15 protein-coding genes are annotated in these 14,019 nt (G+C 65.5%); 7 read left to right on the plus strand and 8 right to left on the minus strand.

Annotated elements, in window-relative coordinates; translation table 11 throughout:
• Positions 1-339: 339 nt before the first annotated feature.
• The 4 genes from OG494_RS24600 to OG494_RS24615 all read left to right on the plus strand — a co-directional run bounded on the left by OG494_RS24600 (position 340) and on the right by OG494_RS24615 (position 2,602).
• Complete coding sequence (locus tag OG494_RS24600; RefSeq protein ID WP_328442873.1) at positions 340-528, plus strand: hypothetical protein; 189 nt, start codon at positions 340-342, stop codon at positions 526-528.
• Positions 525-860, plus strand: coding sequence for a hypothetical protein (locus OG494_RS24605; protein WP_328442874.1), 336 nt, complete (start codon positions 525-527; stop codon positions 858-860). Before OG494_RS24600 ends, OG494_RS24605 begins: the two co-directional genes overlap by 4 nt.
• A 178-nt stretch (positions 861-1,038) precedes the next feature.
• Positions 1,039-2,085: a hypothetical protein gene (locus OG494_RS24610; RefSeq protein ID WP_328442875.1), complete on the plus strand. Its 1,047-nt coding sequence runs from the start codon at positions 1,039-1,041 to the stop codon at positions 2,083-2,085.
• A complete protein-coding gene (locus tag OG494_RS24615; protein WP_328442876.1) occupies positions 2,054-2,602 on the plus strand; it encodes a hypothetical protein in 549 nt (182 codons plus the stop codon). The genes OG494_RS24610 and OG494_RS24615 overlap by 32 nt, the downstream gene beginning before the upstream one ends.
• Positions 2,603-4,313: 1,711 nt before the next feature.
• On the opposite strand, the gene OG494_RS24620 is transcribed toward OG494_RS24615, so the two are convergent.
• Entirely contained in the window at positions 4,314-4,580 is a 267-nt protein-coding gene (locus OG494_RS24620; protein ID WP_328442877.1) for a hypothetical protein, read from the minus strand.
• A 431-nt stretch (positions 4,581-5,011) separates the two neighbouring features.
• Between OG494_RS24620 and OG494_RS24625 the strand changes: the two genes are divergently transcribed.
• Positions 5,012-5,197, plus strand: a complete 186-nt coding sequence (locus OG494_RS24625) for a hypothetical protein (protein ID WP_328442878.1) — start codon at positions 5,012-5,014, stop codon at positions 5,195-5,197.
• Positions 5,198-5,795: 598 nt separating this feature from the next.
• The gene (locus tag OG494_RS24630) at positions 5,796-6,452 is read left to right on the plus strand and encodes a hypothetical protein (RefSeq protein WP_328442879.1); all 657 of its coding nucleotides are present in this window, start codon (positions 5,796-5,798) and stop codon (positions 6,450-6,452) included.
• A 182-nt stretch (positions 6,453-6,634) separates the two neighbouring features.
• Here the strand turns inward: OG494_RS24630 and OG494_RS24635 are convergent, their stop codons facing one another.
• The gene (locus OG494_RS24635) at positions 6,635-7,129 is read right to left on the minus strand and encodes a DUF2690 domain-containing protein (RefSeq protein WP_328442880.1); all 495 of its coding nucleotides are present in this window, start codon (positions 7,127-7,129) and stop codon (positions 6,635-6,637) included.
• A 151-nt stretch (positions 7,130-7,280) separates the two neighbouring features.
• On the opposite strand from OG494_RS24635, the gene OG494_RS24640 reads away from it, so the two are divergent.
• Positions 7,281-8,285 carry a hypothetical protein gene (locus OG494_RS24640; RefSeq protein WP_328442881.1) on the plus strand — a complete coding sequence of 335 codons (1,005 nt, stop codon included), beginning with the start codon at positions 7,281-7,283 and terminating at the stop codon, positions 8,283-8,285.
• A 117-nt stretch (positions 8,286-8,402) separates the two neighbouring features.
• Here the strand turns inward: OG494_RS24640 and OG494_RS24645 are convergent, their stop codons facing one another.
• The 6 genes from OG494_RS24645 to OG494_RS24670 all read right to left on the minus strand — a co-directional run bounded on the left by OG494_RS24645 (position 8,403) and on the right by OG494_RS24670 (position 14,018).
• On the minus strand, positions 8,403-9,344 hold the full coding sequence (locus OG494_RS24645) for a hypothetical protein (RefSeq protein WP_328442882.1): 942 nt from the start codon (positions 9,342-9,344) through the stop codon (positions 8,403-8,405).
• On the minus strand, positions 9,341-9,643 hold the full coding sequence (locus OG494_RS24650; RefSeq protein ID WP_328442883.1) for a hypothetical protein: 303 nt from the start codon (positions 9,641-9,643) through the stop codon (positions 9,341-9,343). The genes OG494_RS24645 and OG494_RS24650 overlap by 4 nt, the downstream gene beginning before the upstream one ends.
• The gene (locus tag OG494_RS24655; protein ID WP_328442884.1) at positions 9,636-9,989 is read right to left on the minus strand and encodes an SAV_915 family protein; all 354 of its coding nucleotides are present in this window, start codon (positions 9,987-9,989) and stop codon (positions 9,636-9,638) included. Before OG494_RS24655 ends, OG494_RS24650 begins: the two co-directional genes overlap by 8 nt.
• A gap of 1,638 nt (positions 9,990-11,627) precedes the next feature.
• On the minus strand, positions 11,628-12,593 hold the full coding sequence (locus OG494_RS24660) for an ornithine cyclodeaminase family protein (protein WP_328442885.1): 966 nt from the start codon (positions 12,591-12,593) through the stop codon (positions 11,628-11,630).
• Entirely contained in the window at positions 12,593-13,300 is a 708-nt protein-coding gene (locus OG494_RS24665) for a 2OG-Fe(II) oxygenase family protein (protein WP_328442886.1), read from the minus strand. The genes OG494_RS24660 and OG494_RS24665 overlap by 1 nt, the downstream gene beginning before the upstream one ends.
• Before the next feature lie 37 nt (positions 13,301-13,337).
• The gene (locus OG494_RS24670; protein ID WP_328442887.1) at positions 13,338-14,018 is read right to left on the minus strand and encodes a thioesterase II family protein; all 681 of its coding nucleotides are present in this window, start codon (positions 14,016-14,018) and stop codon (positions 13,338-13,340) included.
• Position 14,019: the final 1 nt, after the last annotated feature.

Below are 14,019 nucleotides of genomic sequence, written 5' to 3' on the forward strand. Positions count from 1 at the left end.
ACCCAGACTCCCTCCCGACGGAGTTCTAGGTCGCACGATGCGTCCGTAACCACATGCCCTGACAGGGACTCGACACTCCCAGAGCATGGCTAGCACGTTAGGGCTCACGCACCATACTCAAGCACCTTTCCCACGAGAACACCACCCATCTGCAGCAATCGTCACACGATGTGACCACGCTGGTACCACGTACAACCCACGCCCTAAACACGTCTGTGTGTCGTCTGGGGTAGGGTCCCCGTTACGCGTGAACTTGGTCAACAGGTTCCGGCACTCGATCCCGACGAGTACCAGCGCGGCTTCGTGTCCCTTTACTAGGAACGCAGGTATCCCGCCCGCATGACCACATACCCCGAGCACCCCAACCCCCCGACAGCTGACGTCGAGCACCTCAAAACCGCCGAGGCCCGCCACGACCTCGACGAAGACACCTGGGTTGGGTTGACGCCACACGACAAGGTTCCGCGCGGACCGGTCGTTGTGCTGTTTGTCAAGGAGGAGAAGAGCCCGACCGGCAGGCGCCGGTGACCGAGTCCGACGACGAGACCTGGAGGGACGACGACCCGGCCTCCGGGCCGTCCCATCGCACGCCGCCGCCGAGCGACACGCCGCTCGTCCGGATCGACGATCTGGAGGTGCGCCGACATGCCCACAAGGCTTCGATGCAGAACCGCGTGCTCGCCGGCGTCTTCGGCCTATTACTCATCACGTTCGTGGTCATCGTAATCGCGGTATCCCTCGGAGGCATTACCGAGAGCTTCGCACTAGACCTTGGCCGACTCATCTTGCCGGCCGCGCTGGCGTCTGGAGGGACCATCGTCGGCGCACTGTTCATCAGCCGAGGCCGCGATGACTCCTAACGATCATCGTGCGTGGGGCTACGCCGACTTTGTCCCCCGCAGCCCCACGCACACCTTCACGACTTGACAGCATGCAGCACCGAGCAGTGACCCAGATGCCACCGACGCAACCTTTGGCAACCAGCCAACTAAATCCGCGGGCCGAGGCTCCGCAGCCTGACGAAGGGAGTCTGGCCGGATGACCAGCTATGGCTACAAGTTCTATACGTTCAGCGTCCATCACCGGCGAGATACAGCCACCCGATTGAAGCTCGGTACGCTCCGCGGTGAGAGCGGCGGCGCAGATGGCATCCCGGCCTCCCGGTGCGATGCCCTCATCACTCTGTACGGCCTTCTGAACGGAATCCGAGGACGCCGCCTGGACGAGAAGACCAAACACCTCACCGTCCAGTCCGTCAGCCCGGCCGGTCGGTCGATCCGGTTCACGGCCGACCTGGGCACGAGCGGCCAAAGTTCAACCTTCATCGACCCGGCCACCGGGACGGACGCCCAGGTCTTTAAACGGGTCGAACGCCACATCGAAAGCAACCAACGCCGCGGGCTCGTCGTCGCGCCCACGCAGTCGTCGGTCGGCATGGTGGCACTCGAGTCGCACTCCGGTTCGACCGGCAGCAGTCAGATCATCCCCATGCTCAAGCGCGGGTTTACCGCTCACACCGGCCTGGTCGTCGATTTTGACGCCGTGGTTCACGAGGACGCTCTCAACGCGTTCCTCGAGGAGGCCCACATCGGTGCTATCACCGTACGTCGGCAGGGCCTGCCCAACGATCTCGCCGACCTCCTGGAGGTACGCGACAAGGAGGCGCCGCTCGGCCGCCTGGAGATGAAGATCAGCAAGGGCCGCATCCCCGCGTTCACGCGAGGCTTGACGGACAAGCTCCGCCGGAACGCGCAGGCCCGTGAGCAGCTGCTCTCGGTCGGCGGCCTCGCGTTTGACGAGGTCAACGTCAAGATGGAGGTCGGAGACCGTGCGACGACGCTGTCGATATCCGCAGAGCGGATGCCGTCGTTCGTCTACCGGATCCGCACGAACGCCCTCCCGACAGACGCCCGCTTCTACGAGGAGGTGACGCAGATGGTGCCGGAGGTGGCGCGAGCTTTCGGCGCGATTGTCGGTGCTGCCTGGCAGACTGGCGCCTGGACAGATGCCAGCCGAGCGACGGTCGTGGAGCTGCCGCAACAGGAGGTATCTCGTGAGGAGGGGCTCGCCTCGAGCGCGGGGTAAGTTTTCTAGCTTTGCCCTGGTCAGCGACCACTACCGAACGCTAAGAGACGCCGAGACCGGTCGACCACGGATCCGCGACTATCTGACGTTCGTCGGCCTGCCGCTCCTCCTGGCGGCCCTTGCCTGGGTGCGCGGCGCCCACGCCGGCCACATCCCCGAGGTACTCGCCGCGGTGGCCATCCTCACCGGGCTGATCTTCAACGTCTTCGTACTGCTCTTCGATCTGACGATGCGGGCGGCCGACAAGACCGACCCAGCACACCAGGCCACCCTCAACCAGCTGACCGACGAGCTCCGCGCCAACATCTCCTACGCGGTATTGCTCGGCTTGGTCCTCACGGCCGCCTTTGGCGGCCTCGCCATGTTCACCGACACGAGCCAGCCGCTTCCGACCAGCGTCACGGCCGTGATCGTGTTCCTCGGCGTTCAGATGCTCCTGACCGTCTCGATGGTCCTGAAGCGCATCCGGGCCCTCTACCGGGCATTCCGAGTCGTGAGCCCAGAACGCATCCCATGAGCCCAGTGCGCCGCAGGCCAATTGACACTCTGCCAAGGTGACCTTGATGACACATCACAACCGGCCGCGCGTGATGTTCACTCGATAGTGTCGGTCAACTTGACCTCACCTGCGCGAATACCTAGCGCGCACGGCGAAACGGCAGAGCCACGGCAGCCTCACGGCGCTCTTTGTGGTGATACGCCTTAACTTCTCCGTATTTTGAGTCGCGTGCTAACCACCCGCGCCGAAGCGACCCGCGAAGGTTTCAGCCGCCAACGGACGGTCCTGGCACCTCGGCCAGCGGGGGGACGGAGACTCTTGCCCCCGTTCTTCCAGCAGCTCGTCGTCGAAGCACGAGCGCCGACAACGCAGGCGCTCCACATGGAGACCGGCCGGACTGGGCTATATCAGCATAAGCGGGCGGACTCGCCACGACGCCGGTGCGCTGCGGCCATGGGGCACGATTTTGCGGGATCCCGAGGCAAGACAGGCTGCTTGTTCGACGTCGTTGGGGCGTAGCTGTCCAAGCGATATTCCGCTATTGACTGCGTTGAGCTCCACCTCTGCTTCCGCTCTTCCTGTCGCACATCGGGGCTTCCGGGCCAGACCCGGGCGAGCACAGCGTTGCTACCGCACATCCAGCCCGGAGGTGGGACTAGTCCGTTCCAGTCCCACGCGGTGCGGCCGCACTCTCCCATTACCCGAATGGCGTCATCCAATCGAGTGACGGTAAGTGATCATCATCGCAGCCATATCCGCCAGCTCGACCTCAGGGAGCGCTCGCGCACAAATCAGCCGAGAAGGCTCGCATGACTACCGAATCCGCAGCCGTTTCCGCAGCTCTGGGGCTGTAACCACCGCCTGCGCCACCACGCCCAAAGGTGAACATGACTCAGGTATTTGCGCGAATTCGCCGCTTATCCAAGCGCTTAGTCCGACGAGCGGTCCATCGCGGCAATGACTCACAGTCAGCACGAACGTCCCCCGACCGTTGGCCGACGCGGGGCGTTCGCTCGCCGCGTCGCACCTCTGCGTAGTTCTCGATGTTGAGCACTCGACTCCAGAATGGACTCATGACCGGGCGGCGTCAGGTAACGAAAACGCGGCCCCCTGCGGAAGCAAGGAGCCGCGTGACGTAAACCAGCCCGCTAACGTCCCTTCCAGGAAGGCAGCAGACAGCCGTGACTGCTCAGCCGATTCTCTCGGCCAGGCCACGCCAGCGAACTCCGGTACGACTGACGATCGCAGTCGCAGCCGCGGCCTATCGCGCGATCGTCGCGCCGACATTGCGACACTTCGACCAGTGGATGCCGACCGCGCGGGCAGCTGCTGTAATCAGCCTCCTGTTCGGCGGCATTACCTCCGCCGCTCAGCTCCACGCCGCCGGCGCCGACACGGCAGCTTGGCTCACCGGTGGCGGGCTTCTGCTGCCGGCGACCGTCCTCGCGGCGTCCGCTGTGAGGACTGCGTCGGACCGCAGCCCCGAACCGCACCAAAGCTTGCACAGTTCTCGCCCCGGCGACAGCGGTACTCCTGCAATGACGCCGGAGATCATGGCCCTCGAGTCGTGGTGACGCGCCATCAGGCACCGAACGCAGGGAAGGCTCGGACACCACTCTCGTCCGAGCCTTCCCGAAAACAAACCCCAGGCCTGCCGATGCACCATCCACTCACGTGCAACCACAGGGATATGGACCAGCTGGGCAAGCAGCTACTCCATGACGGTCACCTACAGAATGACGACCTGCTTGGTGGAATCACCGGTCTTCAACAGAACTTCTGCACCGTCCTGCTTGACGGCATGGTAGACGACCTCGCCATAGCCGATCAGCCGACGAACGGCTTCGGTCAGGCTGACACCCTCGCGCTCGATCACGGCTTCGAGCGCCTGAATCGTCTCTGCATTTACTGCGACGTTGATACGCTTGGGAGGCGCCTTTTCCTTACCTTCGGGTGTTCCACGCCGACGAGGCGCGTTGGTGGCTGCAGCGGACATGTTGTTGTACTCCTCGCGACGGTCAGCGCACGGGCCCCTCTCCCACGTCCCGGCGCCGAGCGAACTTCGGGTCGTCGTCGGCTTGGAACCCTCTCCACCAGGGATCCAAGCCGAACGATGCGTCCATAACCACATGCCCTGACAGGGACACAACACTCCCAGAGCACGGCTAGCGCGTTAAGGCTCACCCGCCTACTCAAGCATCTTTGCCACTGACGCACCACCCAACTGCCGCCTCCATCACACGAGAGTGCAACATGCATGCCACGTTCAGACCACATGTACGCCACACCTGACACACATCTGAGTGTCAGATCCGGTAGTGTCCGGGTTACGCGTGGACCTCAGCGCCTGGTCCTGGCCTCGGCCCCCGACGAGCGCCAGCGCGGCTTCGTGTCCCTTTCAACAGGAACGCAGGTAATCCCGAGACCATGACCACATACCCCGAGAACCCCGGCCCCCCGACGGTCGAGGGAGATCGCCTGGCAAGCGCCGAAGCCCATCACGACCTGTCGACAGACACCTGGGTCGGCGAGACTCCGCCCGAGAAGATGCTTCGCGGCGCGGTCGTCGCCGTGTTCCTCGAGGAGAACAGCCATACCGGTAAGCGCCGATGACCAACTCTGACACGTCGAGCGACGAGCCTCCAGCATCGGGTCCGTCTCAACGCACGCTTCGTGCCCCGTCTCGCGCCCGTCGATCCGTATCGACGACCACGAGGCCAACGTCATGCCCGCAGGGCGTCGAGGCAGCGCAGCGTACATGCCGGCGTCTTCGACCTGCTGCTGACTTCGTTGCTCGTCACAGTCGACACTCTCCTCGCCGGAGGTTGTCACCCGTGACGCATCACGAGCGCTAGGCGGTCGGGGCTGTCGACACGCACGTTCGACAGCACACCGCTGGCTGCCCACCGCGATTTCGCTCGGCCATCGCGTCGCGATGCCCATACAGCGGCGCCGCGGTCAAAGTTGGCGACTCCAGACGTTGAGGTCACCGTGTCCTCCCGTCCACCGCGCCGGGAGGACACGGCCACGTACCGCGACCGGGGATTCTGAGGTTAGCCCGCACCGAAGATCAGCACGTAACACATGGCAACACGATGACGACCTTGAGTCCCGGATCAGCTAAGCCTGAGCTCGGAACCCGCCAGACCAGTTCTATTCAGCGCGACACGCGTTAGACGTATGTCCAGGACTTGCAGGAACGGACTTTGCGATGAACAGCCCCACGTCGTCCACGAACTCGGCCCCACCCGCTCGAGCCGGCCTCGGGCTCTGGGGCTCGGTTGGCCTCATCGCGGACGCCTCGGCGATCGTCACGCTCGCCACGCAGGGCCCCACAGCATTGGCTGTCGTCACCTGTGCCGTAGCGCTCCTTGCGGGAATCCGGCTCATCACGGCTCGCCTGCGTGGCGCTCTGCGGGTAGGGCTGCTCGTTCTGCTCATCAGCGCCGCGGCGCTGGCTGTAGTCGTGATCGGACTTGACCGAGTGAAATCCTGGGCCGCGACCGGCCCGAGCGACATAACAGCGATGACCGGTGGCTGCGCGCCGTTCCAGGTCTTCGGGCAGAACCGGTGGCAGCCTTACGGTGCTCGGCAGCTGGCCGGCCCGAACCTGCAGTCCCGCGTCATCGGCCCCGTCGCTCCCAACAAGACCATCTTTGTCAATGGATGGGTTCACGGAGCAGTCGCTTACCCGCTGAATTCACCGCCGTGGAACTCCGACGTCTACTTCCACCTGTCGGACAACACCGGCTGGGTCACATTTGCCGGCGTCCGAGCGGTGCCGACTAATCAAGACCCCTCAGGCCACTCTCCTGACGGTGGCGTTCCCGTGCCGATCCTGCCTGCTTGCGAAGGAGCAATCCAATGAGGACCGAGTCGGGCCTACGCACACGTCGCCACCGCAGCTTAAGCAGGACCGTCACGCCGCCGGGATCGTGCGAGCACTCTGACGTGGTAGCCGCTCGGCGGAGCCGTACAGGCAGAAGGTTCACGGCGGAAACGTCAGGATCGTGTCTCCACCGTGAACCTTCGCCAGGAGCCGCCGTGCGGTTACACCGCTGCAGTCTCCGCTTTGCCGCCCGTGGCACAGTCGAACGCCGACCCGACGATGGTGAGATCGCCGCACATCAGGTTGGCGGCGGCCTTCACCTTGTGCACCGGCGAGTAGATCATTGGCGACCAGTAGGTTCCGGCTCGCGTGCCGTTGACGTCGTCCATCCCGGATGCGCTTTGGCTGTAGCCGGTGTCCTGGATAGCGACGAGCGACAGGGCGAGGTCGGACTTGAGCCCAACCGGGTACTGCTCCCACCGGGCCCAGTTCGTCTTGCACGTCGGGGACCAGCGCACCTCGAGCCGTGCACCGCTCAGGTCCTCGATCGCCACGGTTTTGGCGTCAGCTGCACAACCTGTGGCCTGCGGGTCCTGTCCCGAACAGTAGTCGCCGTAGCAACCGACGGCGGCCTCGGCCGATGCGGCCGGCTGCAGCCCAGCCATCGCCGCGACAGCCAGCACCACCGCCCCTGCAGTCTTCATCCGCGTGAACATCTGCATCTCCTCACCGCTGGTGAGCCAGACGTCTCTAGCTCCTTCTTCCTTGATACCGGTGGGGTGTCGCAGCCTTGTCGCAAGCGATCGGGGCTTACCGGGACGCACCCAGCCAGCCAAGACGCTGTCGCGAGAGGAGCCGAGGTCCGTCATGCCATCGCAACGTGAACCGAGTTCCCGCGGGCAGGCGCAGCAGGTCGCGGCGACATCGGACTACCTCGTTCACCTGTTGACCAACCAGGCGCAGTACCGCAAGCGTTGGGAACGTCATGATCAAGTAGTTCAGCACCGCGGACCAGCAATCAGCCAGGCGGCCGTGGCCCACGTGATCTACGACCATCTGCGCGAGCGCGGTGAAGGCCATCCCAGCATCGAACAGGACGACGACAGCCGCTCGCCCTCGCGAAGTCTCAAAGACATCGTGAGCCGCGCCTTGACGGGCAAGGTCCTCTCCAATAGGACGCTCCGGTGGTTTACAGACGCTTTCGACATGCGTGAAGCCGACATCGACAAGCTGAGGGCCCTACGAGCCGGGAATGACTCCGGCCCCGCGCAGATCGTCCGACCTGCCCGCATCACCACTGAGCAACCAAACTTCCGGGCGCGGTATCAGACCATCTCGCTGCGCGAATTCCACGTCGTTGGCCCCGTCGGCATCCCCGTATTGCACCGGACTACGCACGTCGTCCGCGCCATCGACGAATTACGAAGCTACCGCTACCGCTTCGACACCAGCGCTGCGTCCGTCGAGGTACTGCACGGCGGAACTGCCGGGCCCATCTGCCGAACCGGCGACGACGGAATCTATGCGGTGGACATCACCTTCCACGAACCGGTCCCGCCCGACGCAACGGAGTCGTTTGAGTACCAGACTGTCCTCAACTATGACCAGGCGCCGCCGCCGGAGTTCCGACGAGCAACGGTCAACCCTATCGCCAACGTAACCATTGACGTCACGTTTGACGACGAGCTGCGACCTACCCAGGTGTGGTGGGCTGAGTGGGATGACCTAAGAGCACGCCACCCTGTCCATCAAGAACCTGTCAAATTACGCCACGATGGGCGTGTCCACCGGCACGTCGAGCATCTGCAGGGCATCGTGGGCTTCCATTGGGAGTTCTCGGCAGACCAACTCCACCGTGTCCGCAACTCGTAGCCGCCATCTCTGAAACTATGTCGCGACCCGCCTCGCCTCGACGACCCGCCGACTTTCGCCGCCACGGATGTCGCATGCCGCCACGATCTTGCGATCACAGCGGCATGCGACACCGACTCACCAAAACTTGCCGTGTTTCCATGCATCCCAGTGGTGATCCACGACGTAGCCTACGCCCATGGAGACAGCAGCCCCCACGCCGAGCGCCACCCACCCGGGCGGGCCGGATGCGACTGCGAAAGTGGCAAGAGCTCCAAGCGCCAAGCTGGCAGTTCCGCTCGCAATGGCCTTGTCGACCGGCTTACCGTCGTGAATGGACTGCAAGACCCCGGCCCCAGTCAACACAGCACCGAGGTAGGAAACCTTCAGCGGCGCCTTCGCGAGTTCCCACCCGAAGCCCTTGCCGAGGACGTCGTTAACCGGCGAGACCACCTTGTTGATCTCCCAGCTCCGGACGAAGCCTTGGGCGGATGTGACTGCCTCACTTCCCTTCCCGGTCAGCGCCGTGCGCAGCCTCTCGTTCCTGACGACATCGTTAATCGCGCGCGCGTCGCTGGAGATCTTGGCCCCCGCGGTGCGCAAGTACCCTGTGGTCCTTGTCCACGTAGAGGGCGGGAACAGAGCTTCCGTCAGAGCTTCGTGCGCCATTCGCTCGCCTTCCCGAGCACCTGAGATGCGGCTGCTGAACTGACCAGACAGATCGGGGCGTGTGCACTGGACCACATCATCGATCACGGCCAGGCCGGCAGATCGAGCGTCGCGCCGGATATCGGCCATCCGAGCACGGACACGGTCGATGGCGTCGGCGAAGACCATCAACGCGGTAACGAGCGTCGAGGCATCGTGTGCGACCTGGTCGGCAAGCGTGCCGTTCGTGGTGAGGGTCTTGGCTGAGCGATCAGCAGCGTTGCATACCCAGTCCGGTGCGAGGCGATTGCGCTGCTCGAAGATGTCCGCCGCACTGGACGTGGTCAGTCGCTGAACCATGCCCACACTATCGGCGGCCCTCCTGCAGGCGCAGGGATCCGCGTCGACGCGCGTGGAAAAGGTGATGATCATGGCTCATCCTTCACGAGGCCAAGGATGCTTTCGGTGCACCCGCGTTCGTAGGTCGCATACCGCTGGCCAGCTTGACGAAGGCTGGTCGTATGGGTCGTCGTTGCCTTCGCCAGGCTGGATGCCCGCTCGCGAATGTCGTCAATGACCGTGGCGACCGCACCAGTCGAGGTGCCGGCATTAATGCGACCGAGGGTCTCCAACTGCGCCGATGCAGCCTTCAGGTCTGCCACAGTGTCCTCGAGTCGATCGGCGGAGGCAGCGAGTGTCTCGGGCTGCACCCGGAAGCCATGGCTAGCCATCGAGGCTCTCCTTCGTTCGTTGCAGTTCGCTGGGCAGTGCGTGATCCCAGAGGATGACGTCGGCATCGCAGTCCCGCTGGTGTTCATGCACGTCCCGACCTCTGACCTGCGCCCATGGCTGGTGTTCGCCGCAGCAGGCGATCAACTGCTTCAGGGAGCTGTAGGCCAGCAGCGCACGAGTGCCGTCCGGCAAGGCGCGGACCTCCACCGGGACCGGCTCGTCCGGACGGACGAGCCGCTGGGCCGGCAGGTACACCGGCGCAGCCTCGAGCGTTACCGGTTCAGGCTCGGACCGGTAGATACCAAGCACGGGGTCGGTGACAACATCAGGTCGATAATGGTCCACGAAACCACCTTTGTTCTGTCTTGGACCCACAACGTTGATCGTTACTGTGCTGAGAATCCGTCGCTTTCGCAACCACCAACGACCGATTTAGGGAAAATTTAGGCAAACATCGATCACCGAATGCGACATTCGCCGCATCGGAGCGTACGACGAACTTCCCCCAGTGCAGCCTTGAACGCCGTTCGGATAGTTCAACAAACCCGTTCACTTCACCCAAATCCCGGCAGTATCACCTGGTCAGAGCCTCACTAGCGAGCCACATGGACCGCACCAGAGCACGCCATGTCGCATCAAGCCGGGGCCGCCAGGCCTCAACCTATGGAAAGTCTAAAACACGATGATCGCCCCGCTTCCCCTGCCTCCCGTCGACAGATGTCGCATTTTTGTCGCAGGATCGCGATGCTTCGCCGCATTTCTTCAGATGGACCACCGCGAGGCGTGCACGCCGATCCATGAAGACGATTCACGTATTAGCGGGGCCACGCTCCTGGGCGCGCCAAGCGCGCAATGTCGCCCGACCCGCTGGCACGACTCGACCAACAAACCGGAGAACGAGGGACGTGGCGCCACAGCCCGGGTGTCAAGACAACCGACTAGACCTTAAGCGAGCTCGCCGCCAGGCTCCGCACTACTCGCCCACCCGGAATTCGCATCCAGCCCAACGCCGGGAGCAGCTCTCACGGCTCATCGACTGGCCGCCTACAGCAACCCAGCCTGATGAAGTCTTATCGCTGCCGTGACGCCAGCCCCACCGAGCAGAACCAGAAGCATCCGGAGCACCCGTACAGCCCGGTCGCCATGACGATGGTCATGGTGCAGTACGGCCACTACGACGACGAAGGAGATCAGCAGCAATACGTAGCCGACCAAGACCCAGGCCCACATAAGCCGTTCCCTTCAACCCGCACCATCGGTGTTGAAGGGAGGGAACGAGCGGTGATTACTCAGAGTAGTCACCAAGAGTGCGCGTTCGACGCGTACTCCACGTCCCACGCCCATCGTCTCACTGACACCGCGAAACCCCAAAACTGCTGACCAAAAGCCCAGTTCGGCCGTGTCGCGACGACTTCGAGGCAAAAGTACTACTAATCACCCGTTCAGACGAACAGCCGTAAATCAGCTACAAATCAGCTCGATTTGGGGTAATTGAGGCGTACGCATCTACCCGAATAGCCGCCGTCGGTGTCACCCGTACGGCCCATGGCTTGATCGCAACAGCCGGAAGCGGACGGCGAGCCTTGATAAGCGCGGTTTCGCAAGGAGACGAAGTGCCCCTCCGCACCTCGCCGCTGCCGCGTACGGCCACCGACGCCGCGCGCAGCCATCTATTGGCAGTGCTGCAGACCGACCTTCACCTGTAGTCGCCTGGACAACTCTGCTCGGATGAAGACAACCGGCCGGCATGCACGTTGGTTGCAAATCTGTGCAGACCTAGGTGCGGATCTGGTACGCCCTGGGTGCCTGTGTCTCGGTCATCGCTGACCAGGGTAACCCCGGGGTCGGCGGGCCTTGCCCGGCGCCCGCCTCCGGTCCGCCGCCACGGCTCCCAGGGCTTCGCAGTACGCCATGGCGTCCCACCGAACCGGCGACACTGGCATCGCTCGAAGCACGTCACCAGGAACCGGCCACTCGAACCGGTCAGTACTCGACGCGGGTGCCCGCTCCCGTCTCCTGAGCGCGGGCGTACACGAACCGCGCCGCCGCCAGGTCCTGGATCGCCAGGCCCACCGACTCGAACACCGTGATCTCCTCCTCCGACCCGCGGCCCGGCGCCCGGCCCAGCAGGACGTCGCCGAGGGGTGTCAGGTCCACCGCCGCCCCCTCGCGAGCTGCGAATACGTAGTCGCCCGCTTCGTTGACCGCCGACTCCGGCGAGTCCACGAACACCCGGGCCGACGCCATCGTCGCCGTGTCCAGTTCGCGCGTGTGGGGGACGCACGAGCCGATCGCGTTCACGTGCGTTCCTGGCCGCAGCCACGCGTGCCGCAGCAGGGGTGAGGCCGCGTTGGTCGCCGTGATCACGATGTCGGCTGACCGTGTCGCCTCCTCCGCGGAGGAGGCGACCACCACCGGCACGTCCAGCTCCGCCGACAGAGCCGCGCACCGGGCCCGGGCGTCCGAGCGGGTCACCACCCGGACCTGATGCAGCGGGCGGACCGCCGCCAGGGTGCGGATGTGAGCCGCGCCCTGGACGCCGAGGCCGAAGATCGTCACGTCCGTCGCGTCCGGGCGGGCCAGGGTCTCCGTGGCCACCGCCGTCACCGCCGGGGTGCGCAGCTCCGTCAGGACCGAGGCGTTCAGCAGCGCCAGGGCTTCTCCCGTCTCGCCGCTGAACAGGAGCATCGCGCCCTGGTGGGCGTCGAGACCGCGCGCTGTGTTGCCCTCGAACAGGCAGACGATCTTGACGCCGTAACCGTCGGCGCCGGTGTACGCCGGCATCATCGCCAGCAGGCCCGCCGCTCCCTCCGGGGCGACCACCGGCCGCAGCGGCTGGTGCGCGTCGCCCCGGGAGAGGGCCTTGAGGGCCTCGCGCATCGGGGCGAGGCCCTCCTTCGGCGGGAACGCCTCGCGGACGTCGGCGCCGGAAAGAACCAGCAGGGTCATCAGGCGGCCGTGCCGAACAGTTGCTCGTCCAGGCCCTCCGGCCGGACGGCTTCGGGGATCGAGCGGGTGTAGTAGTTCATCGTGACGACCGCGCGCAGGGCGTCGTCGGTGCGCAGCGGCTGGACGTAGTGCGGGTGGAAGCGCGCGTCGAAGAAGAACAACTGGCCTCGCCGCGGGTAGATGACGGCGGCGTCTTCGTCCACTTCGGACACGTCGCGGGCGTGGCGGTTGCGGGAGACGACCAGGCCGCCGCCGGTCTCCTCGGTGCAGTCGGTCAGGTACAGCAGGCCTTCCACCGGGTTGCTGTCCACGTGGCACGGGTAGCGCATGGTGACGCCGCGCTGCACGTTGAGGCTCAGCGCGCGGTTGGCCGTGCTCGTCAGTTCCAGGGGCTCGTCGGCGAGGCGCTCCCCCAGCTGCCGGAACCAGCCGGTGTAGAGCTCGTTCACCCACGGCGCCTGCTCGACGAGCACCGCGCCGTCGACGGACTCCAGCGGGATGACGGCGTCGGGGGTCTCGCGCGCGGTGGCCATCGTCGGGCGGAAGCTGCGGCGGGCCGCCTGCCGGCGCGCGACGTCCAGCAGCTCGTCGGTCCAGCCGGCGGGCAGCGTGCTGCCGACGTCGTAGATGTGCCAGTGGAACGGCAGGTCCCGCGGCGGGGTCCAGCCCGCGAACAGGCCGGCGGTGGGGTCGATCGTGGCCGACATGGTTCTCTCCTTCGGTCGAACCGTCCTCGGAAACTCTTCAGGGGACGCTCACGTGCGCTCGCAGCCGCGCGGCCACCTCGGCCGGCCGCTCGAACGGGAAGTGGTGGCCGCCGGGGAAGGCGGCCGGGTGGAACTCGGCGGCGGTGTAGCGGGCCCAGTCCCCGACCGCCGCCGGCGACGCCGAGGGGTCGTCGGCGCCGTGCCAGGCCAGCAGGTCGACCGGCAGCGGGTCGCCCGGCTCCGGGCGGTACTCCGCCACCAGGCGCAGGTCCGCGCGCAGGGTCGGCACGAACATTGCGCGCATTGGCGAATGCCGCGCCGCGGGCTCGACGAACCCGGCGGCGGCCAGCTCGCCGAGGAACTCGTCGTCGTCCGCCACCGCGACCAGCCGGGCGAACTCGCCGGCCGGGCTCGAGTGCGGGGGCCGGGCTCCGGCGACGACGACGAACTCGGGACGCGGCAAAGCATCCCCGGCGCAGACCAGGCGCGCCATCTCGTAGGCGATCAGGCCGCCCATGCTGTGCCCGGCCAGCGCGTACCGGCCGTCACGAGGGATGCGTTCGACGAGCCGGGCGGCCACGCCGACGAGGCTCGACGCCGGGGTGTCGCGGCCGCGCGGGTTCAGCGGGCGGACCGTGATGTCCGGGGCGAGCGCGCCGGCCCACGGGCGGAAGGCCCGGGGCGAGCCGCCGGCGCCCGGCACGCAGAGCAGTTCCACG

This window comes from Amycolatopsis sp. NBC_00438, from assembly GCF_036026695.1.
Lineage (GTDB): Bacteria > Actinomycetota > Actinomycetes > Mycobacteriales > Pseudonocardiaceae > Amycolatopsis.

Bases quoted from the DNA above. Each gene is read 5' to 3' on its own strand.
- OG494_RS24600 (WP_328442873.1), top strand. From the start codon at position 340: ATGACCACATACCCCGAGCACCCCAACCCCCCGACAGCTGACGTCGAG.
- OG494_RS24610 (WP_328442875.1), top strand. From the start codon at position 1,039: ATGACCAGCTATGGCTACAAGTTCTATACGTTCAGCGTCCATCACCGG.
- OG494_RS24620 (WP_328442877.1), bottom strand. From the start codon at position 4,580: ATGTCCGCTGCAGCCACCAACGCGCCTCGTCGGCGTGGAACACCCGAA.
- OG494_RS24625 (WP_328442878.1), top strand. From the start codon at position 5,012: ATGACCACATACCCCGAGAACCCCGGCCCCCCGACGGTCGAGGGAGAT.
- OG494_RS24630 (WP_328442879.1), top strand. From the start codon at position 5,796: ATGAACAGCCCCACGTCGTCCACGAACTCGGCCCCACCCGCTCGAGCC.
- OG494_RS24635 (WP_328442880.1), bottom strand. From the start codon at position 7,129: ATGTTCACGCGGATGAAGACTGCAGGGGCGGTGGTGCTGGCTGTCGCG.
- OG494_RS24640 (WP_328442881.1), top strand. From the start codon at position 7,281: ATGCCATCGCAACGTGAACCGAGTTCCCGCGGGCAGGCGCAGCAGGTC.
- OG494_RS24645 (WP_328442882.1), bottom strand. From the start codon at position 9,344: ATGATCATCACCTTTTCCACGCGCGTCGACGCGGATCCCTGCGCCTGC.
- OG494_RS24650 (WP_328442883.1), bottom strand. From the start codon at position 9,643: ATGGCTAGCCATGGCTTCCGGGTGCAGCCCGAGACACTCGCTGCCTCC.
- OG494_RS24660 (WP_328442885.1), bottom strand. From the start codon at position 12,593: ATGACCCTGCTGGTTCTTTCCGGCGCCGACGTCCGCGAGGCGTTCCCG.
- OG494_RS24665 (WP_328442886.1), bottom strand. From the start codon at position 13,300: ATGTCGGCCACGATCGACCCCACCGCCGGCCTGTTCGCGGGCTGGACC.